The 21,613-nt window shown below is 72.1% G+C and carries 19 protein-coding genes; 10 read left to right on the forward strand and 9 right to left on the reverse strand.

What is annotated here, in order from left to right:
* Positions 1-36 precede the first annotated feature (36 nt).
* The 4 genes from GTY47_RS27960 to GTY47_RS27975 all read right to left on the reverse strand — a co-directional run bounded on the left by GTY47_RS27960 (position 37) and on the right by GTY47_RS27975 (position 3,993).
* Positions 37-651, reverse strand: a complete 615-nt coding sequence (locus tag GTY47_RS27960; protein WP_010045427.1) for a cytochrome b/b6 domain-containing protein — start codon at positions 649-651, stop codon at positions 37-39.
* Entirely contained in the window at positions 635-1,360 is a 726-nt protein-coding gene (locus GTY47_RS27965) for a molybdopterin-dependent oxidoreductase (RefSeq protein WP_029181550.1), read from the reverse strand. Before GTY47_RS27965 ends, GTY47_RS27960 begins: the two co-directional genes overlap by 17 nt.
* 111 nt (positions 1,361-1,471) lie before the next feature.
* Positions 1,472-3,007: an APC family permease gene (locus GTY47_RS27970; RefSeq protein ID WP_010045430.1), complete on the reverse strand. Its 1,536-nt coding sequence runs from the start codon at positions 3,005-3,007 to the stop codon at positions 1,472-1,474.
* 35 nt (positions 3,008-3,042) lie between these two features.
* Positions 3,043-3,993: a hypothetical protein gene (locus GTY47_RS27975; RefSeq protein WP_010045433.1), complete on the reverse strand. Its 951-nt coding sequence runs from the start codon at positions 3,991-3,993 to the stop codon at positions 3,043-3,045.
* A gap of 366 nt (positions 3,994-4,359) precedes the next feature.
* On the opposite strand from GTY47_RS27975, the gene GTY47_RS27980 reads away from it, so the two are divergent.
* From GTY47_RS27980 to GTY47_RS27995, 4 genes are all read left to right on the forward strand, one after another.
* Positions 4,360-5,259 carry a DMT family transporter gene (locus tag GTY47_RS27980; RefSeq protein ID WP_040903902.1) on the forward strand — a complete coding sequence of 300 codons (900 nt, stop codon included), beginning with the start codon at positions 4,360-4,362 and terminating at the stop codon, positions 5,257-5,259.
* 48 nt (positions 5,260-5,307) lie between these two features.
* Positions 5,308-5,823 (forward strand): NUDIX domain-containing protein, encoded by a 516-nt coding sequence (locus tag GTY47_RS27985; RefSeq protein WP_029181552.1) that lies wholly within the window; start codon positions 5,308-5,310, stop codon positions 5,821-5,823.
* A gap of 84 nt (positions 5,824-5,907) precedes the next feature.
* A complete protein-coding gene (locus GTY47_RS27990) occupies positions 5,908-6,300 on the forward strand; it encodes a DUF202 domain-containing protein (RefSeq protein WP_010045438.1) in 393 nt (130 codons plus the stop codon).
* On the forward strand, positions 6,297-6,632 hold the full coding sequence (locus GTY47_RS27995) for a DUF202 domain-containing protein (RefSeq protein WP_010045440.1): 336 nt from the start codon (positions 6,297-6,299) through the stop codon (positions 6,630-6,632). The genes GTY47_RS27990 and GTY47_RS27995 overlap by 4 nt, the downstream gene beginning before the upstream one ends.
* Before the next feature lie 869 nt (positions 6,633-7,501).
* Here GTY47_RS27995 and GTY47_RS28000 read toward each other — a convergent pair.
* Entirely contained in the window at positions 7,502-8,446 is a 945-nt protein-coding gene (locus tag GTY47_RS28000; protein ID WP_010045441.1) for an NADP-dependent oxidoreductase, read from the reverse strand.
* A gap of 211 nt (positions 8,447-8,657) precedes the next feature.
* Between GTY47_RS28000 and GTY47_RS28005 the strand changes: the two genes are divergently transcribed.
* Together GTY47_RS28005 and GTY47_RS28010 are read left to right on the forward strand one after the other, a co-directional pair.
* Positions 8,658-9,680 carry a phosphotransferase family protein gene (locus tag GTY47_RS28005; RefSeq protein ID WP_010045443.1) on the forward strand — a complete coding sequence of 341 codons (1,023 nt, stop codon included), beginning with the start codon at positions 8,658-8,660 and terminating at the stop codon, positions 9,678-9,680.
* A gap of 5 nt (positions 9,681-9,685) precedes the next feature.
* Complete coding sequence (locus GTY47_RS28010; RefSeq protein WP_010045448.1) at positions 9,686-10,900, forward strand: acyl-CoA dehydrogenase family protein; 1,215 nt, start codon at positions 9,686-9,688, stop codon at positions 10,898-10,900.
* Positions 10,901-11,155: 255 nt separating this feature from the next.
* Here GTY47_RS28010 and GTY47_RS28015 read toward each other — a convergent pair whose 3' ends face one another.
* From GTY47_RS28015 to GTY47_RS28025, 3 genes are read right to left on the reverse strand one after another with little or no spacing between them, the layout of a single operon-like run.
* A complete protein-coding gene (locus GTY47_RS28015; RefSeq protein ID WP_010045449.1) occupies positions 11,156-11,749 on the reverse strand; it encodes a TetR/AcrR family transcriptional regulator in 594 nt (197 codons plus the stop codon).
* Positions 11,750-11,777: 28 nt separating this feature from the next.
* Positions 11,778-13,442, reverse strand: coding sequence for an AMP-binding protein (locus GTY47_RS28020; protein WP_010045450.1), 1,665 nt, complete (start codon positions 13,440-13,442; stop codon positions 11,778-11,780).
* The gene (locus GTY47_RS28025) at positions 13,439-14,212 is read right to left on the reverse strand and encodes an SDR family oxidoreductase (RefSeq protein ID WP_010045451.1); all 774 of its coding nucleotides are present in this window, start codon (positions 14,210-14,212) and stop codon (positions 13,439-13,441) included. The genes GTY47_RS28020 and GTY47_RS28025 overlap by 4 nt, the downstream gene beginning before the upstream one ends.
* A 177-nt stretch (positions 14,213-14,389) precedes the next feature.
* Between GTY47_RS28025 and GTY47_RS28030 the strand changes: the two genes are divergently transcribed.
* Both GTY47_RS28030 and GTY47_RS28035 read left to right on the forward strand, forming a co-directional pair.
* The gene (locus GTY47_RS28030; protein ID WP_010045452.1) at positions 14,390-15,625 is read left to right on the forward strand and encodes a DUF1343 domain-containing protein; all 1,236 of its coding nucleotides are present in this window, start codon (positions 14,390-14,392) and stop codon (positions 15,623-15,625) included.
* 106 nt (positions 15,626-15,731) lie between these two features.
* Complete coding sequence (locus GTY47_RS28035) at positions 15,732-17,048, forward strand: hypothetical protein (RefSeq protein WP_010045453.1); 1,317 nt, start codon at positions 15,732-15,734, stop codon at positions 17,046-17,048.
* 30 nt (positions 17,049-17,078) lie between these two features.
* Here GTY47_RS28035 and GTY47_RS28040 read toward each other — a convergent pair whose 3' ends face one another.
* Positions 17,079-19,877, reverse strand: a complete 2,799-nt coding sequence (locus GTY47_RS28040) for a penicillin acylase family protein (protein ID WP_029181553.1) — start codon at positions 19,875-19,877, stop codon at positions 17,079-17,081.
* A gap of 266 nt (positions 19,878-20,143) precedes the next feature.
* Between GTY47_RS28040 and GTY47_RS28045 the strand changes: the two genes are divergently transcribed.
* Together GTY47_RS28045 and GTY47_RS28050 are read left to right on the forward strand one after the other, a co-directional pair.
* Positions 20,144-20,746, forward strand: coding sequence for a hypothetical protein (locus GTY47_RS28045; RefSeq protein WP_010045456.1), 603 nt, complete (start codon positions 20,144-20,146; stop codon positions 20,744-20,746).
* 93 nt (positions 20,747-20,839) lie between these two features.
* Positions 20,840-21,580 (forward strand): 3-keto-5-aminohexanoate cleavage protein, encoded by a 741-nt coding sequence (locus GTY47_RS28050; RefSeq protein WP_010045459.1) that lies wholly within the window; start codon positions 20,840-20,842, stop codon positions 21,578-21,580.
* Positions 21,581-21,613 lie beyond the last annotated feature (33 nt).

Raw genomic sequence — 21,613 nt, forward strand, 5'->3', positions numbered from 1 at the left:
GTTCGCGCAGTTCCCCGCGCCCCTGAGGTTGGACGACTACGGGCGCCACAGGGGGTGCTCCCGGGCCGCCCAGTCTCTGCTCACCTTGCCTGTGCGCATCCCCCTTCTGGCCTCCGGGTCCGCCAGGGCCATGCCGATGTGGCCGGCCAGGACTATGCCGATCGTGAGGGCCAGCCAGTCGTGGACGAACGTCGCGCTGGTGCGCCAGAGCAGGGGGGTGAGGTGGGTGAACCACATCATCAGGCCGGTGCCGAGCATGACGAGGGTGGCGCCGGCGATCCAGGAGGCGTAGAGCTTCTGGCCCGCGTTGAACTTGCCCGCGGGGCGGGACGCGGGGCGCTTGTCGCGGTGCAGGGCGGCGCGCAGCCAGGTCCGGTCGTGCGGGCCGAAGCGGTTGAGGTGGCCGAGGTCGGCCCGGAAGGCGCGGGAGGCGAGGCCCGCCAGGACGGGGACCGGCAGGGCCAGGCCGGCCCACTCGTGGATCCGGACGACCAGCTCGCGGCGGCCGACGAGTTCGGCGAGCTGGGGGACGTAGAGGCAGGCCGCCGTAGTCACGCAGACGCCCATGAGCGCGGCCGTGGTGCGGTGCACCCAGCGCTCGGTCCGGCTGAAGCGTCCGACACCGGCCGTGGCGTCAGCTCGTAGGCTCATCGTCACGTCCGTTCGAGCGGCCCACCCAGGCGTCGACGTCGTAGCCGCGCTCCTCCCAGTAGCCCGGCCGGACCTCGTCGGTGACGGTGATTCCGGAGAGCCACTTGGCGGACTTGTAGAAGTACATGGGGGCCACGTAGAGGCGGACCGGGCCGCCGTGGGAGTGGCCGAGGTCCTTGTCCTGCATGCGCAGGGCGACCAGGACGTCCGCACGGCGGGCCTGGTCGAGGGTGAGGCTCTCGGTGTAGGTGCCGTCGAAGCAGGTGAAGCGGATCGCCTTGGCCGTGGGGCGGACCCCGGCGGCGTCGAGCAGCCGGGACAGGCGTACGCCCTCGAAGGGGGTGTCGGGGACGCGCCAGCCGGTGACGCACTGGACGTCGCGGACCATGCGCGTCTGGGGCAGGGCCTTGAGGTCGGCCAGGGTGTAGGTGGTGGGGCGGTCGACCAGGCCGTCGATCGTGAGGCGGTAGCTGTCGGCGTTCTTGCGGGGGACGGACGAGGCGACCGAGTAGTAGCGGAAGCCACCGCCGTTGGGGAGCAGTCCGGTCAGGCCGGTGGGGTCCTTGTCGGCGGCGCCGCCGAGGAAGCCCTCCAGGCCGCGTTGCAGCCGGGGCGCGGCGACCACGCCGAGGGCGCCCAGGCCGAGGGTGCCGAGGAAGACGCGGCGGCCGACCGGGGTGCCCCGCTGTGGGGGGTGTCCGTCGTTCACGCCCTCATGTACGTCCTCGTTCACGTTCTCATTCGAACACCCGCGGCCCCTTCAGGACAGGGATCGCGGGTGCTCGTCAGAGTTCCGTAACCACTTCTTACGGGGCCGGGGTCAGGACGACGCCGCCTTGTCCAGCTGGAACGCCTCGTTGCCGAGCCCGATCCGGGCGTGCTTCTCGGGGGCGCGGGCGCGCAGCACCAGGCCGAGGACGACGCCGGCGAGCGCGGCGAGGCCGATGATGCCGGGCAGCACCCAGCTCAGCGAGGAGTCCGGGCCGGCGCCGACGAGGACCTCGAAGTCCTTCACCGTGTAGCCGGCGATCACCAGCAGGGCGAGGCCCGCCAGCGCGGAGGTGACCAGCCGCCAGGCCTGGGAACCCGCGGCACCCCGGCGGACGAAGAAGACGACGACCGACAGTGAGGCCGCCGCCATCAGCACGATCACGCCGAGGGCGCCGATGTTTCCGAACCAGGTGAAGAGGTGCAGGACGGGCGCGGTCGGGTCGCCGACCGGCTTGTCGTCGGCGATCGCGAAGCCGGCCACCACGACGACGGCCACGACGGTCTGGAGCAGCGAGCCGGTGCCGGGGGCGCCGCTGGTGCCGCTGGTGCGGCCGAAGGCGGCGGGCAGCAGGCCCTCGCGGCCCATGGCGAAGGCGTACCGGGCGACGACGTTGTGGAAGCTGAGCAGCGCGGCGAACATGCCGGTGACGAACAGGACGTGCAGGACGTCCGTGAAGGTGCCGCCGAGGCGGGACTCGGTGAGGAAGAACAGCAGTCCGGCGCTCTGCTTCTGGGCCGTGCCGACGATCGCGGACGGGCCGGTGGCGACGGTGAGGGCCCAGCTGCTCAGCGCGAAGAAGACGGCGACCCCGCCGACGGCGAGGAACATCACGCGCGGCACCAGGACGTGCGGGCGGCTGGTCTCCTCGGCGTAGACGGGCGCCTGCTCGAAGCCGAGGAAAGCGGCGATGCAGAAGCACAGCGCCGTGCCGACGCCCGCGCCGGTGAGGGTGTCCGGGTTGAAGGCGTGCAGGGAGAGGCCTTCCTTGCCGGGGTCGGCGAGGGCGGCGACGTCGAAGACGACGACCAGGAGCACCTCGATGACCAGCAGCACGCCGAGCACGCGCGCGTTGACGTCGATCTTCAGCCAGCCCAGCAGGCCGACGGCGAGCGCGGCCACGAGCGCGGGTATCCACCAGGCGATCTCCACGTCGGCGTAGGTGGCGAGGAGCCCGGAGACCTCGAAGCCGAAGATGCCGTAGATGCCGATCTGGAGCGCGTTGTAGGCGACGAGGGCGACCAGGGCGGCGCCCGCGCCGGCGGTGCCGCCGAGGCCGCGGGAGATGTACGCGTAGAAGGCGCCCGCGTTGTGGACGTGGCGGCTCATCTCGGCGTAGCCGACGCTGAAAAGGATCAGGACGATGCCGAGGACGACGAAGAGCAGCGGCTGCCCGACGATGCCCATCACCGCGAATGTGGTGGGCATGACACCCGCGACCACCATGAGCGGGGCGGTCGCGGCGAGGACGGAGAGCAGCAGGCCCCCGGTGCCGAGCCGGTCGGCGCGCAGGGCACGCTCCTGCCCCTTGAACGTACTGATGCCGCCGGCGGCGGATGTGCTCGTGCTCGAACTGTCCGTGGTCATCGGGAGAGCGTCCTCACTTCTGGATTTCCGGGGGGTCAGGCTGTGCCGAGCGCGCCGGCGCGGGCGGCGGCGAAGGCGGTGTGCGGGTCGCGGTCCGGGTACGACCAGGGCGCCGGGGTGGCGTACCGGCCGATCCGGTGGAACAGGGCGGCTGCCTCCGCGCCCCGCCCCTCGCAGAACTTGGCGTGGGCGAGGAAGTTCAGGTCGATCAGCCGGCGCGGGTGCCCCTCCAGCTCCCACTCCAGCCACCAGTCGAAGGCGGCCTTCATGACCTGCCGGGCGCGGCGGCCGGTCCAGTGGCCCGAGGCGGCCGGGTCTGCGGGTTCGTGCCCGGCGGCGGCGAGCGCGCGGTAGCGCTCGGCGTGCGCGATGACCGGCAGGATCGCGAGCGGGGAGTCGGCGGGTGCCTGTTCGGCGGCCCAGTTGGCGAAGTCGTAGACCTCGTGCAGCGGGTCGGGGCCGGCCTCGGTGCGGCGTCCGGCGAGCCGGGCGACCATCAGGTGGTGGGCGTGGTGGTGGTCGGCGTAGCGGGCGCGGACCTGCTCGAAGGTGCGGACCACGTCCTGGTCGGTGCCGACCGCGCACTCCAGCAGGAGCAGGCCGAGCCAGGGAGTGGGGTCGGCGGGGGCGCGGGCGGCGGCGGCCGCGCAGGACTCGCGGGCCCGGACGGGCTTGGCCTTGCCGTGCAGGGCGCGCCTGACCTGGGCGAGGGCGAGCAGGACGGAGGCGTCGGCGGACTCGGGTTCGGCGAGCAGCCACTCACGGGCCCAGGCGGCGCAGTAGGGCTCCCGGGCGAGGACCGTGACGCGGTGGCCGCGCCGGTCCCAGTCGTCCCCGGTGTGCACCAGCAGGGAGCGGGCGTTCTGCCAGCGGCCCTGCGCCAGCGCGGCGCGCGCGGCCACGAGGTCGGCGTCGTCGAGGGCCTCGTCGAAGACCTGAGACGCACGTCTGCGGCCACGGCCGAGGGGAGGCGGGGGTGGGGGCACCGCGGAACTTCCTCACGCGCTCTTCTTGTGTTTCGGCTCACGGTGGTCGATGGAGCGCGTGTGCGCGCTTCGCCATGAGCTGATCACACACAGCCAAGCCCCAGCCAAGGGTTGGCGTCAAGGGCCGCAAGGGCGTTACACGCGTCAACTCCTGCCACTTGTGAGGATTTTGTGATCGCCGGGGAACCAGGGAAAGATGAGGCGGGCATCCGATTTTTCCGTTTCGCCCTTTGTGGCGTGCGTCATAGTGCTGGGCGGTCACCACCCCGCACGATGGCATGACGTACGGGCGCGCCGGGCGGAGCCGGCCGGTACAGTCGGCCCCTACGCCATCGTGAACCCGACCTGATGATCGAGGTACACCGCGTGTCGGTTCTGGTACTGGTACTCGCCGTGAGTGCCGCCTGCTGTCTCGGCTTCGGCTTCGTGCTTCAGCAGAACGCGGCCCAGCGCGCGCCGCTCAACGACTTCCTGTCCTTCCGGCTGCTGGTCGACCTGGTGAAGGTGCCGCGGTGGCTCGGTGGCATCGCGCTGATGGTGGTCGGCATGGCGCTGGGCGCGGCCGCGCTGGGGCAGGGCGAGCTGTCACTCGTGGAGCCGCTGCTGGCGACGAACCTGCTGTTCGCCCTCGCGCTGTCCCGACGGCAGACCCGGCAGCCGCTCGGCCGCCAGGGCTGGGCGGGCCTGCTGCTGCTGGCGGGCGGAGTGAGCGCGTTCATCGTGGCGGGCGAGCCACAGGGCGGCTCCGCGACGGCCGATCCGACGCGGCAATGGCTGATCATCGGGGCCATGATCGGGCTGGCCCTGCTGCTCACCGCGCACGCCAAGCGCTCCCGGCTGAACTCCGGGCCGGTGCTGCTGGCCCTGGGCGCCGGGCTCCTCTACGGCGTGCAGGACGCACTCACCCGGGTGAGCGGGGAGAAGTTCTCCGAGGGCGGTTTCGCCGGGCTGCTGACCGGCTGGCAGCCGTACGCCGTCCTCGCGCTGGGCGTCACGGGGCTGGTCCTGGTGCAGAGCGCCTTCGAGACCGCGTCCCTGCGCAAGTCGCTGCCCGCCCTGACCGCGGCCCAGCCGATCGCCGGGATCATCTGCGGCGTCGGCTTCCTGGGCGACCGGCTGCGGACCGACGCGGTGGCCCTGAGCTGGGAGGCGGGCGGTCTCCTGGCCGTCATCGCCGGCATCGTCCTGCTGGGTATGCATCCGGCCATGCCGACGGGGGCGGCTGAGCGGGCACGCGCGGGGCAGCTTCAGCCACAGCCGCAGTGACGCCTCGCGTGCTGCTTGGATGAGGGTATGAGTGCTGTGGACGAGGGCATGAGCCCTGCCGACGAGCTCCTCGACATCGTCGACGAGAACGACCGGGTCGTCGGGCAGTCGCCCCGGGGCGAGGCCTACGCCAGGGGGCTGCGGCACCGCTGTGTGTTCATCCAGGCCCGGGACGCCGAGGGCCGGATCTTCGTGCACCGGCGGACGCCGACCAAGCTGGTGTTCCCCTCCCTGTACGACATGTTCGTCGGCGGAGTGGTCGGCGCGGGCGAGACCTACGACACGGCGGCCCTGCGCGAGGCGGAGGAGGAACTGGGCGTGACGGGTCTGCCGCTCCCCCGGTACCTCTTCAAGTTCCTCTACGACGACGGCGCCGGGCAGACCTGGTGGTCGGCGGTGTACGAGGTCCGGTGCGACCTTCCGGTACAGCCGCAGGCCGAGGAGGTGGCCTGGCACGACTTCCTGCCCGAGGACGAGGTGCGGCGGCGGCTGGGCGACTGGGAGTGGGTGCCGGACGGACTGGCGGCTTACGAGCGGCTCACGGCGTTCCGGTCGACGGGCTGAGCGGGCTGCCGCCCCGGGTCGGGCCGGACCGGGTGAGCGGCATCGGCGACGCCCGGGGACGGCGTCCCCGGTAGGGTCGCGCACGTGATCGAGTTCGTACGGAACGTCCGCTTGTGGTTCGCGCCGGCGGAGGTGCGGCAGGACGGCGAGACGCCGGACTACCGGTTCTCCCTGGCGAACGAACGCACCTTCCTGGCCTGGCTGCGCACCGCGCTCGCGCTGATCGGCGGCGGCTTCGCCGTGGACCAGTTCCTGCCGGACCTGCGCTGGGGCTGGCGGGTGGGGCTGGCGCTCGCGCTGCTGGCCGCGGGCGTGCTGTGCTCGCTGCGGGCGGTCAACCACTGGGTGCGCTGCGAGCGGGCCATGCGGCGGGGCGAGGACCTGCCGGTGTCCCGGTTCCCGGCGCTGCTGAGCCTGGTCGTCGCGGTCGTGGCCGTCGCCATGGTCGTGGTGGTGCTCGTGGGGTGGGAGGGGTGAACGCGCCGGCAGCCCGGCAGCAGGACCCCGACCGCGACCCCGGGCTGCAACCCGAGCGGACCCGGCTCGCGTGGCGGCGTACGACGCTGTCGGGCACGGTTTCCGCCGTGCTCGCCGTGAAGACCGTGCTGCACGGCGGGGCGTCGGCGCCCGGGATCGTCGCGTGCGCGCTGTGCTGCGTCCTGTGGCTGGGCTTCCTGGGCATCGCCCACCGCCGCATCCGCACACTCGCGACCACCACCAGCCCCACGGCGTTCACACCCCGCCACGCCACGGCCGCGGTGCTGTGCACACTGGCGATGGCGGTGTGCGGGGCGGCGCTCGTCCTCTAGGACACGCGCGGGCGGCTGCCGCCGGGGGCCGCGGGCCCCGGAGGCCCGGGGCGGGGGCCGGGCGCTGCACGCCGCGGGCGCCGACCGGGACCTCACGCCGGACTCCAGGAGGCCAGGGTCGGACGCCGGGGTGCATACCACTGGACCGTGGGCCAAGTGGAGGGCCCGGGCCGGGCGCTGCACGCCACGGGGCGCCGACCGGGGACCTCCGCCGCACTCCAGGACGCCAGGGCACGGACGCCGGGGCGCCACACGCCCGGGAGCCGGACGCCGGACGCCGCACGCTCGGGGACCCCACGCGCCACATGCAAGCGGAGCCACACACCGGACACTGGGGCGCTGCACCCCCGGACGTCACCCGGCCGGCGACACGCCACAGCCTTCAGGACGCCGCACCCCAGGACACCAGAGGACCCACGCCGAGGCGCCACACCCCCGGGAGCCGGACGCCGCGCGCCAAGGGCTCAGGGACCCACACGCCACACGCAAGCGCAGCCACACACCGGACACCGGGGCGATGCACGCCCGGACGTCACCCGGCCGGCGACACGCCACGGCCTTCAGGACGCCGCACGCCGCGGGAGCGGGCGCCGACTGCCAGGGCACCCGAACGGCGCCGGCCGCCGGCGGCCGGGGCACCGCGGTCCAGGGCGCGACGCGCCCCGGCGCCAAGACGGCCGCATGGCAGGACATCGGCACGCCGCGCGCAGCGAGCGCCGACCGCCGGGCATCCCTCGACGTCGGCCGGCCGCACCCCGCCACAGGGCGCCGCACGCCAGGGAGCCGGCGTCGGTGAACCACGCGACGGGCGCCGGGCGCTGTGGGAGCCGCGGCGCGCCGGACCCGCACGCCAGGGTGCGGGTCCGTGGCTACGTGTTCTCCGGCTCCCAGTTCACCGTCACGACGATCTTGCCGCGTGTCCGGCCCTCCTCGTTCAGCCGGTGTGCGTCCGCCGCTCGTTCCAGCGGGAAGGTCTCGGAGACGTGCACGCTCACCACGCCCTGTTCCGCCAGTTCGGACAGCCGCCGGAGGTCCTCGGCGTCGGGGCGGACGAAGTAGTAGCGGCCGCCGTAGTTCACCACGTCGTTGTCGGCGATCGAGACCATGCGGCCCTCGGGAGCCAGCAGGTTCGCCGAGACCTTCAGCGCGTCTCCGCCGACCGTGTCGAACACCGCGTCCACCCCCTCGGGCGCCAGCCCGCGCACCCGCTCGCCCAGGCCCTCGCCGTAGGTCACCGGCTCCCCGCCGAGGCTCCGCACGAAGTCGTGGTTGGACTCGCTCGCCGTGCCGATCACCCGGGCACCGAGATGGGTGGCGAGCTGGACGGCGATCGAGCCGACCCCGCCGGCCGCGGCGTGCACCAGCACGGTCTCGCCCCGCTTCACCTGGAGCACCTTGACCAGCACCTGGTAGCCGGTGAGCCCGACCAGCGGCAGTCCGGCCGCCTCCTCGAAGGAGAGGTTGCGCGGCTTGCGCGCGAGGGTGCGCAGGGGCGCGGCCACGTACTCGGCGAAGGTGCCGCGGGAGAGGAAGTCCTCGCGCACGTACCCGATGACCTCGTCCCCGACGTCGAACTCCGACACGGCCACGCCGGGCCGTACGACGACGCCCGAGACGTCCCAGCCGGGCACCACGGGGAACGCGGCTTCGAAGAGCCCCTCGAGGTAGCCCTCGCGGGCCTTCCAGTCGACGGGGTTCACGGCCGCCGCCCGCACCTTCACCAGCACGGAGTCCGGGCCGACCTTGGGATCGCGGACCTCCCCGAACGCCAGCACCTCGGGTCCGCCGTACCGTGAGTAGCTGATGGCCTTCATGGCTCCGACCTTCCGGGCTCGCGGGGTGGCACGCAAGCCGGATGGCCTGAACGAACCGGCCGAAACCTCCCCGGCGCCCCATGACGGGAGTCCTCGGCCTATCGTGGCGGCCTATCGTGGCTCCGATCACGTTTCGGCCCCGCTCTGGACGACATACCGACCGGTCGGCATCATGAGTCGGGAACTGTTCACCTGCCCGTAGGAGCGACGCATGAGCCCCGACCATCCGCCCGGACTCGACCTCGACCGGCTGCGCGGCCTGCTCGACCGTGAGCTGCCCGGCCTGGTGAGCGGCGCACTGTCCGGCCGGCTGATCGAGGGCGGACGGTCGAACCTCACCTACGCCGTCTCCGACGGCACCTCCCGGTGGGTCGTACGCCGGCCCCCGCTCGGCCACGTCCTGGCCACCGCGCACGACATGAAGCGCGAACACCGGGTGATCAGCGCGCTGCACCCGACCGCCGTGCCGGTTCCGCGGCCGGTGCTGCTGTGCGAGGACGAGGAGGTGCTCGGCGCGCCGTTCTACGTCATGGAGTTCGTCGAGGGCACCCCGTACCGCACGGCCGACCAGCTCGCCCCGCTCGGTCCGGAGCGGACCCGGGGCGCGGTGCTGAACCTGGTGGACGCGCTGCTGGAGCTGCACGCGGTGGACCCGGGCGAGGTGGGGCTCGCCGACTTCGGCCGGCCCGAGGGCTTCCTGGACCGGCAGCTGCGGCGCTGGGGCAAGCAGCTGGACGCCTCGCGCAACCGCGAGCTGGCCGGGATCGACGAGTTGCAGGCGACGCTGGGTCGGCGGCTGCCCTCCTCCCCCGCCCCTGCCGTGGTGCACGGCGACTACCGGCTGGACAACGTCCTGATCGGCGAGGACGACCGCATCAAGGCGATCCTCGACTGGGAGATGTCCACCCTGGGCGACCCGCTCACCGACCTGGGGCTGCTGGCGATGTACAGCATGCCGCTCGAGACGGCGGACTCCCCCGTCTCCACGACGGCCGAGGCGCCGGGGCACCCGGACCCGGCCGAACTGATCGAGCGGTACGCCGCGCGTTCGGGGCGCGACGTCTCCGCGGTCTCCTGGTACACGGCGTTCGCCTGGTTCAAGCTCGCCGTGATCCTGGAGGGCATCCACTACCGCTACACCCTGGGCCAGACGGTCGGGCGCGGCTTCGACCGCATCGGCGACCTGGTCCCCGTCTTCATCGAGCACGGTCTCACCACCCTTCAGGAAGGCTGACGGACATGGACTTCGCGTTCGACGCGCGCACCGAGGAGCTGCGCGGCAAGCTGCTGGCCTTCATGGACGAGTACGTCTATCCGGCCGAGGCCGTCGCGCACGAGCAGCGGGCCCGGCTCGCCTCGCCGTGGGAGACCCCGGAGGTGGTCGAGGAGCTGAAGGCCGAGGCGCGCCGGCAGGGCCTGTGGAACCTCTTCCTGCCGGACTCCGAGTACGGCGCGGGGCTCACCAACCTCCAGTACGCGCCGCTCGCCGAGATCATGGGGCGCTCCCCGCAGCTGGCCCCGACGGTGACGAACTGCGCGGCACCCGACACGGGGAACATGGAGGTGCTCACCCAGTTCGGCGACGAGCAGCAGCGCAAGCAGTGGCTGGAGCCGCTGCTGGCGGGCGAGATCCGCTCGGCGTTCGCGATGACCGAGCCGGAGGTGGCCTCCTCGGACGCCACCAACATCACGACCCACATCGAGCGGGACGGCGACGAGTACGTCGTCACCGGCCGCAAGTGGTACATCTCCGGGGCGATGCACCCGGACTGCAGGATCTTCATCGTGATGGGCAAGACGGACCCGGAGGGTTCCGACATCCGCCGTCAGCAGTCGATGATCCTGGTCCCCCGTGACACGCCGGGCGTGACGATCAAGCGCGCGATGCAGGTCTTCGGCTACGAGGACCACTACCACGGCGGCCACGCCGAGGTGGTCTTCGACCGTGCGCGCGTACCGGCGTCGAACCTCATCGGCGAGGAGGGCGGCGGCTTCGCCATCGCACAGGCCCGGCTCGGTCCCGGCCGGATCCACCACTGCATGCGGCTGATCGGGATGGCCGAGCGGGCGATCGAGCTGATGTGCCGGCGGGCGGTGTCCCGTACGGCCTTCGGGAAGACGCTGGCCCAGCAGGGTGTGGTGCACAACTGGATCGCGGATGCGCGGGTGACCGTCGAGCAGTTGCGGCTGCTGGTGCTGAAGACCGCGTGGCTGATGGACACGGTGGGGAACAAGGGGGCGCACACCGAGATCCAGTCGATCAAGATCGCTACGCCTCGGGCGGTGGTGGACATCCTCGACCGGGCGATCCAGTTGCACGGTGCGGGGGGTGTGAGCCAGGACTTCCCGCTGGCGGAGCTGTACGCGGGGGCGCGGACGCTGATGATCGCGGACGGGCCGGACGAGGTGCACCAGCGGTCGCTGGCGCGGCGGGAGTTGAAGAAGTACCTGTGACGCGTCGGGGCGGCGGGAGGTTTCCGCCCCCGCCGCCCCTACCCGCCCCATCCCCAGGGGCTCCGCCCCTTCGACCCCGCCAGGGGGTTACGCCCCTTGGACCCCCGATCGGCCTGGACGGCCTCGTCCTCAAACGCCGGACGGGCTGGAGGAAGTGACTCAGCCCAGCGTTCCAAGCCCGGCCGCCCGGCCGACCGATTCGGGTGGTGGGTGGGCACAGGCCGGGGGTCCAGGGGCCGGAGTCCCCTGGGGGCCTCACGGGCGCAGGGCTCGCAGCAGCAGGTCGGCCAGGTGGTCCGCGACCTCCTGGGGGCTGAGCGGGCCGTCCGGCCGGTACCAAGTCGACAGGTGGTGGACCGAGCCGAAGTGGTAGTCGACCACCAGGTCCGCCGGGGTCGCCTTGGAGAAGACACCCGCCTCCTGGCCCTCCTCGACCAGCGCGCGGAAGCGCTCGTGGTAGCGGCGGCGCTCGGCGCGGACCTGCTTGTTCTTCTCGGGGCTCAGGTGGTGCATGGACCGCCAGAAGATCATCGCGTCGTCGAGGTTGTCGATGGTCGTCACCACGACGTCCGCGGCCGCGGCCCGCAGCCGCTTCTCCACCGGCTCGTCCGCGCCCGCGACGGCGTCGAGCCTCTCCTGCTGGATGCGCAGCACGCGCGCGTACACCTCGTGCAGGAGGTCGTCCTTGGAGCCGAAGTAGTGGTACAGCGCCCCCTTGGTGACCCCGGCCGCCTCGACGATCTCCTGCACCGAGGTGCGGTCGTAGCCCTGCTCGGCGAAGAGCCGGGTGGCGGCGGCCAGGAGCCGCTGAGGTACGGGGGTGCCGTCCGAGTCCGTCGTCCTGGGCACTGCCGCCACCTGCCTTTCCGTACTGCTGTCAGTTGCCTTGCGTCCGGGAACGCAGTTCCCGACGGAGGATCTTCCCACTGGCCGTCTTCGGCAAGTCCGGCAGGATCTCCACCTGGCGCGGGTATTTGTAGGCGGCCAGTCTCTCCTTGCAGTAGGAGGCGAGTGCATCCGGGTCCGTGTCCGCGTCCGGACGCAGGCTGATGTACGCCTTGACGGTCTCACCGCGATACCCGTCCGGCACGCCCACGACGGCGGCCTCGCGCACCGCCGGGTGCGTGTAGAGCACGTCCTCGACCTCGCGCGGCCACACCTTGAAGCCGGACGCGTTGATCATGTCCTTCTTGCGGTCCACGACGTACAGCCAGCCCCGCTCGTCCATGAAGCCGATGTCGCCGGTGCGCAGTTCGGCGCCGGGGAACGTCTCGGCGGTGGCGTCGGGGCGCCGCCAGTAGCCGGGCACGACCTGCGGCCCCCGGACGACGATCTCGCCCTGCTCGCCGAACGGCACCTCGTCGCCGTTGTCGTCGACGATCCGTACGACCGTGTCGGGGCCGGGCAGGCCGACCGCGAGGGTCCCGGAGACCGGGTCGACGGGCGCCTCCAGACCGGGCGGCACGGAGGCGCACGGCGCGGTGCACTCGGTCAGCCCGTAGCCGTTGCGGATGTACGGCCCGAAGCCCGCCCGGAACTTCTCCACCAGCGCGGGCGGCAGCGGGGCACCGCCGGAGGAGATCACCCGGAAGGAGGAGAAGTGGTCCCGGGTGACGGACGGGTGCGCGGCCAGCGCCATGAAGGCCGTGGACGGGCCGACGGTGTAGTGCGGGCGGTGCTCGGCGAACGCGTCGAGGACCACGCCGGCCTCGAAGCGGTAGGCCAGCACGAGCGTGCCCGCACTGTTCAGGCAGGCGCCGAACTGGCAGACCATGCCGGTGATGTGGAACAGCGGCGCCAGCGCGAAGTACACGGGCCGCTCGGGCAGACCGAGACCGGTCCGCTGCCGCTCGGCGTTGTACATGATGTTGCCGTGCGTGTTGGTGGCGCCCTTGGGCGTGCCGCTGGTGCCCGAGGTGTAGCTGATCAGCGCGATGTCGCAGGGATCGGGGTCCCGGTCCTCGGGAGCCTTGTTCCCGGCCCGCGCCACGGTCACCAGGTCGTCGGCGTCCGGGGCCTGCGGCAGCCGCTCGAAGGTCAGCACGCGCGCGTCGTCCCGCGTCTGGAAGTCCAGCTCGCACCCGGTGAGCACGATCCGCACGGGCGAGTCGGCCGCCGTCTCGCGCAGATACGACTCCCACGCCCGGTCCGAGCAGATCAGCGCGGCGACCTCGCCGTCGCGCAGGACGTGGGACACCTCGCCCGACTTGTACATCGGGTTGACGGGCACGACGACCGCGCCCGCCTTCCAGGCGCCCAGCACGGCGAGCACGAAGTGCGGGGAGTTCTGGAGCAGGACCGCGACCCGGTCGCCGCGCTGAAGTCCGCGCGCCGCGAGATGCCCGGCGACGGAGTCGCTGAGCTCGTCGACGTCCCGGTAGGTCAGGCGGCCGTCGAAGTAGGCCAGGAAGTCGCTGTCCGGCGTCTTCGCCACGGCCCGGCGCAGGGCGTGCACGAGGGAGCCGGCGGGGCTTATCGCGCCTTTCTGGGCGTCGCTCAGCAGCTCCAGCCAGGGCTTGGCCGCGTAACGGGACTCGGTCACCGGTTCTCCTCCCACTGCTGCTGGATGCGGTTCATGCCGGTCAGCCACCGGTCGGGGTCACCGGCCCGGGCCTGGTAGTACCCGGCGACCTCGGGGTGCGGCAGGATCAGGAAGCGGTCCTCCTCGATGCCCGTCACCAGGGCGTCCGCCACGGCCTCCGGCTCGATCGCGGTCGGCTGGAGCACCAGGTCGCCCGCGCTGCCGGTGGCGGCCAGCATGTCGGTACGGACGCCCTGCGGGCAGATGGCGTGGACCTTCACGCCCCGGTGCCGGTACGTCAGCGACAGCCACTCGGCGAAGGCGAGGGCGCCGTGCTTGGTGACGGCGTAGGGCGCGGCGCCGATCATGGTGAGCAGCCCGGCGGCGGAGACGGTGGAGACGAACCGTCCGCTGCCCCGCTCCAGCCAGCCGGGCAGCAGCTCATGAGCGGCCCGGACGTGCGCCATGACGTTCACGTCCCAGGAGGTCGCCCAGGCCTTCTCGTCCAGGGGCGCGTCCGCGTGACCGCCCTCGAAGGCGACACCGGCGTTGGCGCAGTACACGTCGACGGTCCCGTCGAGCGCGTCGCGGGCGTCGGCGACGATCGCCGAGGCGTCGCCGGTCACGGCGATCCCCCCGACCTCGTCCGCGACGTGCTTGGCCCGCTCGGCGTCCAGGTCGTTGACGACGACCCGGGCTCCCTCTGCGGCGAAACGGCGCGCGAGCGCGGCCCCGATCCCGCCCCCGGCCCCCGTGACAACGACTCCGGCCCCTTGAAAGGCTCCCACCATCGGTCTCCTCAGACGCGGCTCCAGCAGTGGCGCCAGACTAACCGGTCGGTATGTTTCAAGGAAGGGGGTGGCGCAGCACCTTAGGGGCGCGGGGCCGCACCGATGCGCGGCTCCGCCGCGTCGCGCGAGCAGCCACCACGAAAGCGGCACAAAACGGATCACGGAGGCCACCCACCCATGCGCCCTTCCAGACGAACCGTACTCACGACGGCCGCGGCAGCAACCGTCTCGGCCACACCCACGGCAACCGCCGCCCAGCGCCACAGACAACTCCGCACCGGCTTCGAACGACTCGCCCACGACGGCTACACCCTGCTCGACGGCCAGAAGGTCGGAATCGTCACCAACCCCACCGGCATCACCCGCGACGTCCGCCACATCGTCGACGTCATGCACGCGGACACCCGAGTGGATCTGAGGGCCGTCTTCGGCCCCGAGCACGGCTTCCGCGGCACCGCCCAGGCCGGCGGCTCCGAGGGCCGCTACGACGACCCGGCGACCGGCCTGCCCGTCTACGACACCTACCTCAAGAGCGGCCGGCCGCTCGCCGACGTCTTCACCGCGTCCGGCGTGGACACGGTCGTGTTCGACATCCAGGACGTCGGCGCCCGCTTCTACACGTACATCTGGACCCTGTACGACTGCATGGAGGCGGCGCAGCTCGCCGGCAAGCGGTTCGTGGTCCTGGACCGGCCCAACCCGGTGACCGGCCGGGCGGCCCTGGGGCCCGTCCTGCACAAGGAGTTCGCCACGTTCGTCGGGCGGCAGCCCGTCTCCCAGGCCCACGGGATGACCGTCGCCGAGCTGGCACGCCTGTTCAACAAGGAGTTCCTGACCGAGCCGGTGCCGCTGGAGACCGTGCCGATGTCGGGCTGGAAGCGCTCGGACTTCTACGACGCCTCCGGGCTGCCCTGGGTGCCGCCGAGCCCGAACATGCCGACGCCGGAGACGGCCCTGGTCTACTCGGGGACGTGTCTGTTCGAGGGCACGAACCTGTCGGAGGGGCGTGGCACGACCCGGCCGTTCGAACTGCTCGGCGCCGAGGGCATCGACCGGCGCTGGGCCGCCGCCGCGAACGAACTCGCCCTGCCCGGCGTGCGCTTCCGGGAGGCGTACTTCGCGCCCACCTTCTCCAAGTTCCAGGGCAGGACGATCGGCGGTGTGCAGGTCCATGTGCACGACCGGGACGCCTTCGATCCCGTACGGACGGGAATCGCCCTGCTCGTGACGGCCAGGAAGGTGTGGAGCGGGTTCGCCTGGCGCTCCGACAACTGGATCGACAAACTCACCGGCTCCGCGCGCGTGCGCACGATGATCGACGCGGGCGCGGACACCGACGAGGTCGTGGCGGGGTGGCGGGAGGAGCTGGCGGCGTTCCGGAGGATGCGGCGGAAGTACCTCCTCTACCGCTGAAAGCGGCACCCCTCGCCCAATGCGCCCGTGACGTATGGCCAAGCTCCCCCGTTGGCAGGACGATGCGCCACATCGCGTGCGTCACCCGGGGGACAGGGGGCCTGTCATGGCGGATCCGGCGATGAGTGTGACTCCCTACTGGGAGCTGACCTTCGACGCGGACGGCGACCCGGCGGGCCGCCCGCGCGACCGGCTGCTCGCCGGGGTGACCGAACGGAAGGTGCGCGACCTGGTCGTCTTCGCACACGGCTGGAACAACGACCGCTCGGGTGCGACCCGGCTCTACGACCGGTTCCTGGCTCCCGTTCCGCGGCTGGCCCCGGCGGCCCGGATCGGGTACGTCGGGGTGCTGTGGCCGGCCATGCGGTTCTCCGACGAACCGATCCCGGACTTCCCGCGGGCCGTGGCGGCCGGGGCCCCCGGGCGCCCGGTGCTCGACAAGGACACGCGGCACGCGCTGCTGGAGTCCTTCCCGGGCCGGGCGATCCTGGTCGACCAGATCGCCCGGTTGCTGGAGCAGCAGCCGCCGCAGGAGGCCGAGCTGGAGGAGTTCGGGCGGCTGGTGCGGCTGCTGGTCGAGGTGGTGGCGCCCGGGCCGCAGGCGCTGTTCGCGGCGGACACCGTGGCGGAGGGCGTGCCGCAGAGCGAGCCGGAGATGCTGGCCGGCTCCTCGGCGGCGGCCTGCGAGGAGTTCGCGCGGGCGCTGGCGGGGCCCGAAGCGTCCGGCGCCCAGCAGGGGTTCGGCCTCCCCAACCCCTGGGAGGGGGCGCACGAGCTGCTGCGGCAGGCGACGTACTACGCGATGAAGCGACGTGCGGGAACCGTCGGCGAGCGGGGTCTCGGCCGGGTCGTCGGGCAGCTCGCGAAGGCGGCGCCGGGCGTGCGCGTGCACCTGGTGGGGCACAGTTTCGGCGCGCGGCTGGTGTCGTTCGCGCTGCGCGGCCTGCCCGAGGGCGTGCGGACGGTGAAGTCGGTGACGCTGCTCCAAGGGGCGTTCTCGCACTACGCTTTCGCGGCCCGGCTGCCGCACGACGCCCGCGCCGGAGGGGTGCTCCAGGGGCAGCAGAACCGCGTCGACGGTCCCCTGGTGTGCTGCCACTCCCGGCACGACTCGGCCCTGGGCACGATGTATCCGCTGGCCTCCCGCATGGCGGGCGACAGCCGGTCGGTCGCCGGCCTCGACCTGGGGCGGGCGCTGGGCGCCAAGTGGGGTGCGATGGGCTACGACGGGGTGCAGGCGGTGCCGGGCACGCGCGCGTACACCCTCGCCGAGGCCCTGCGGGCGAAGCTGCCCGCCTCGGGGTGCGTGAACGTCGACGCGGCGGCGGTGGTCAGACGCGGTGGCCCGCCCGCCGGCGCCCACAGCGACATCCTGCACGAGGAACTGGCCCGGCTGGTGCTGGCGGCGGGCCGCATCCGCTGACCCGCCGCCCGCCCCAGGGCCTGTCCGGTGTCACCGGTGTGAGGTGAACTCCACGACCTGCTGGTAGGTCGGCCGGTTCTGCCAGCTGATCTTGCCGTGCTTGATGCCGCCGAGAGTGCGGTGGATGACGGAGTCGGCGCACCACTGGTCGCCCGCCGAGCACTGGTCGTCGCCGGGGTAGACCTGGGCCGCGGTCTTGCCGGCCGCCTCCTTCAAGGTGCTGATGAGGGTGTCTCGGCAGGCGCGGAGGTCTCCGTCGCCGCAGTACTCGCGGGCCAGCGGTCCCCGCACCTGCTCGCCGAGCACGGACCGGATGTCCTTGTCGACGTAGCTCCACCAGCCGTACTGGAAGGAGCTTCCGGCGTGCGACCCGGTCGGGCCGTGGGAGGCGGACGGGGACTCGTCGGTGGGGAGGTTGGCGGTCATCGCCTCGAACAGCTCGCTGCCGAGGCCCGGTTCGAACTCGGCCTTGACCAGCAGCGGCCACCAGGCGTCCAGGATGCGGATCGCGTCGGCGTCGGCGTACTTCTTGGAACCGGCCGAGGTCTCCGTGCGCTTGCCGCCCGCGGCGACCCACGCCTGCAGCTTGCTGACAGCGGCCGCGGCGGTGGGGTCGGTGACGGGTGAACTGCCCACGACCTTCAGCAGCTTGGGCAGCACGTCCTCCGCCCGCAGGTCGGCCGTGGCCGCGTCGGCCATGGCCTTCACCAGCGAGGCCCTGGTCACCCCGCCCTGCTGGACCAGCTTCTTCACCCGGTCCTCCAGGAGGTTGCCGCGGTGTACGGAGCCGTTGCCCCAGGGCGCGGTCGTGTAGTCCTTGGCCTGCTTGTTGTTCCAGGAGATGTAGTAGTCCTGGTCGATGGAGTTGGGGTGGGCGGAGGGCGGGGTGTAGTCGGCCGTGTTGGTCGCCGGGTCCCAGCCCCGCCACTCGTACGCCGGCCGGGCCCACACCGGGAACTCGGCGTCGACACCGTTCGCGCGCACGGGGTTGTCGCCGCTGTTGTAGTACGCGGTGTGCTCGGAGTCGACGTAGAACCAGTTGAAGGTGTAGTTGATGTGCTGCACCGCCTTCTGGAACGACTCCGGGCCCTTCACGTAGTCCGGGTCGTTCAGCATCTGGAAGCCGATGATGGAGTCGGCCTCGTGCATGAAGGACGAGCGCAGGGTGGTGTAGGCGACCTTCTTGCCGCCGACCGTGGCGCGGTACTCGACGGGGCCGTACTTGGTGCGCCAGACGCGCATCGTGTACGAGCCGGCCGCGGTGCCGTCGGCGGTGGTCGGCTTCCAGGCGTTCTTCTGCTCGATCTTCTCCATCGGCGTGCAGGTGCCGCGGTACAGGTAGTGGTAGTCGTCCTGGCACAGTTCGACGGCGAACGTGTCGATGATGTCCTGGCCGGAGGTCGTGGCGCTCCACGAGTAGTCCTGGCCGCGGCCGAGTTCGACGTACATGCTCAGGCCCGCGAAGGAGGCGCCGCGGGCGCTGATGCCCGGGCCCTGGAGTTCCTGGAGCAGCAGCAGCTGGGGGGCGAAGTAGCCGGTCTGCGGGCCGAACACGGCGACCGGGTGGCCGCTGGCGGTGTGCTCTCCGCCCACCACGAGGGCGTTGGACATGCCGCGCTTGGCGGACGACAGGGCTGTCCTCGCCGCCTCGCCGGACGCGTCGGTGGCACTGGCCGTGGTGGCGCTGCCCGTGCGGTCGTAGACGAGCGGCTCCGGCTTCACCGAGCCGGCGTCCGGTACGGCCGTGCCCTGCGGGTCGTCCGGCTTGGTCACGTACGGGAAGCTGCCGTCGTGGACGGTGAGGACGGCCTCCGGGTCGTTGCGCTCCCGGAAGGACTCCCAGACCCTGGTCCCTTCCGCCACGCCGTACTTCTCCTGGGCGGCGAGCAGGGAGAGCGCGTTGTTGACCTCGCCGCCTCCGCCGGAGCCGAACAGCGCGCCGATGACGGACCCCAGCGCGACCATGTCGGTGATCTTGAAGTGCTCGATCTTCCCGGCGTTGGTGACCGAGTCCTTGTGCCCGGTGAGGACGTACTCGCCGGGGAAGTACCGGCCGCTGTCGGAGGCGTCGATGTAGGCGTTGATGCCGTCGAGGTAGGCCTTGGCGTCGGCGAGGGCCTGCTTGCCGCGCTCGCCGTTGGTGGCGACGGCGTTGTCGATCTGCGCCTGGAGGTCGGCCTCGGTGTAGGGCGCGTGTCGCCAGAACTGCTGTTCCAGGCCCTGGTTGGAGGGCGCGCCGCCCGCGAAGGAGGTCAGCTGACCTCGTCCGACGTGCCGGAAGACGTCCATCAGCCACAGCCGGTCCTGGGCGGCCGCGTAGCCGGCACCGAACTCCGTGCCGTACCTGGTGGTTCCGGTGATGTGCGGCACACCGGTCTTCTTGTCCCGGACGATCGTCACGTCACCGCGCCCGGCGGGTTTGACGGTGGAGGCGACCTGATCCGCCGGGACCCCGAACGACGCGTCGTTGAAGAAGTTGTTGATCTTGTCGTTGGTGAGGCCGGTGTACCCCTTGGCGAGGTCGGCGTAGGGCCCGAGCTGGTCCTCGGCGTGCTCGGGCTGGGCTCCGAAGGCCTGGTTCAGGAGGATCTGGGCCAGGGTGGCGTTGCCGTTCTGGCCGGGCGGAAGGATGTCCGAACACTGGTTGCCGCAGTGGTCGTTCGCCGCCGCGGTGGCCTGCGCGGTCCCCGTCTCCGAGGCGGCCGCCTGGGACAGCGGCGACAAGAGGCCCGCGATCAGCGCGCATACCGATGCGGTCTTCAGGAACCCGGGGATTCCGCGGGGAGTTCTCATTCTGTCGAGAACGGTGCGTGGGTTACGCCGTGGCATGTGGGGGGCTCCTCCCGACTGGGGTGGGCGGGATGTTACCGCCGGTATCCCCGCGATTGAAGATGAGCAAGCGTCACTTTTTGGAGTCAGCACAACAGGCACACGAACCACGGCAGTCGACTCACGGGCCTCGTCGGACGGCTTATGGAGGCCATTTGAAATCGGATGGAGCCGATTCGCTTGTCGATACGTCTATTCGGCGACGTCCTTACGACGACGCCGAAGTGACCGGATTACAGGTGCAGGTGTGACGGAGGTGCAGGACGATGGCCGGTTTCCGGAGTCTGGCGAGACAGGTCCGCGATCCGCGGTGCGATCTGGCACTGCGGCGCTACTCGCTGCGCAAGTGCCTTGAGAGGTTCGCCCCTTACGGGCACAGGGCGACCTGGGACCATCTGTGCTCCCGGGCAGGGTTCGGTCCCGAGGACCGGTCCCCCGATCCGGTGCGGCTCGTGGCCGCACTGGACGAACTGGAGGAGGCGCGGGCGGTCTGGCTGGCCTACGAGGTCGAGTTCGCCGAGCGCCGCAAGAAGGAGAAGCACGACGGACTGCGCCGGCCGGGCAGTGTGGACGACTGGCACCGGCTGACCTGGGGCGGTTTCGGCGTGGCGTGGTGCGACGATCCGGCGGTCCATCCCCGTGAACCGCTGGCCGAGGTGCTGCGCCGGCTGATCGCCGCGCTGGAGCGCGAGCCGGGCTCGACGTGCCCGGTGTGCGGCGGGGAGCGACTCGCCTGGAAGTACGACCTGGACCACGAGCCTTCGGCGGGTCCGGTCTGCACGGACTGCGGAATCCTGGTGCCGCGTCCGGTGCTGACGCCCGAGTCCCTGGCGGACGCCAGGCGGGCGAGGCTGCTGGTGTCGGCTTGACGAATGCGGGTGCGCGGGGGGTGCGCCGGGGATGCCGCACCCCCACTGTCGTCGCCGGGGCCGGCTGTCAGTGGTGACTGGCACCATCGAGACATGGTGCAGGTGTGTCTGAACGGTCCGCGGACCGCCGCCGACGGTACGGCGGTGCCGCTGACTCCCGAGTCCATGGCCGAGTCCGCCGCCGACGCGGTCGCGGCCGGGGCCACGGACATCCATGTCCATCCCAAGACGCCGTGCGGGCGGGACACGTTGTCGCCCAGGGTGCTCACGGAGACGCTGTCGGCGATTCGCTCGCGCGTGCCGGTGCCGGTGGGTGTGACCACGGGGGCATGGGCCGAGCCGGACACCGCCGCCAGGCTGGAGCGGATACGGAGCTGGACCGTCCTGCCCGACCACGCCTCGGTCAACTGGCATGAGCCGGGTGCGGAGGAGGTTGCCGCCCTGCTCCTCGATCTCGGGGTGGGCGTGGAGGCCGGCATCTGGTCCGGGACGGACGGTGCGGAGCGGTTCGCCGCCTCGCCGCTGGGGCCGAAGGTGCTGCGGGTCTTGGCCGAGGTGACGGACACCGACCCCGCCCGTGCGGTGGTTTCCGCGCGGGGGCTGTTGTCCGACCTTGGTGCCGCGCACGGGCGTCCTGTCCTGCTGCACGGGGAGGACGGGGGTGCGTGGCCTGTGCTGCGGCTCGCGGGGCGGTTGGGGTTGGCTACGCGGGTCGGGGTGGAGGACGTGCTGGTTCTGCCGGACGGGAGGCGGGCCGGGTCCAACGCGGAGTTGGTCGCGGCGGGGTTGGTGGAGTACGAGGCCGGTCGGCGAGGCGCCCGGCGTCGTGGCTGAGGCCGGGGGGTTGCGCAGCCCGGCGCTGCGGGG

The organism is Streptomyces sp. SID5464 (assembly GCF_009862985.1).
GTDB classification, from domain to species: Bacteria; Actinomycetota; Actinomycetes; order Streptomycetales; family Streptomycetaceae; genus Streptomyces; species Streptomyces chartreusis_D.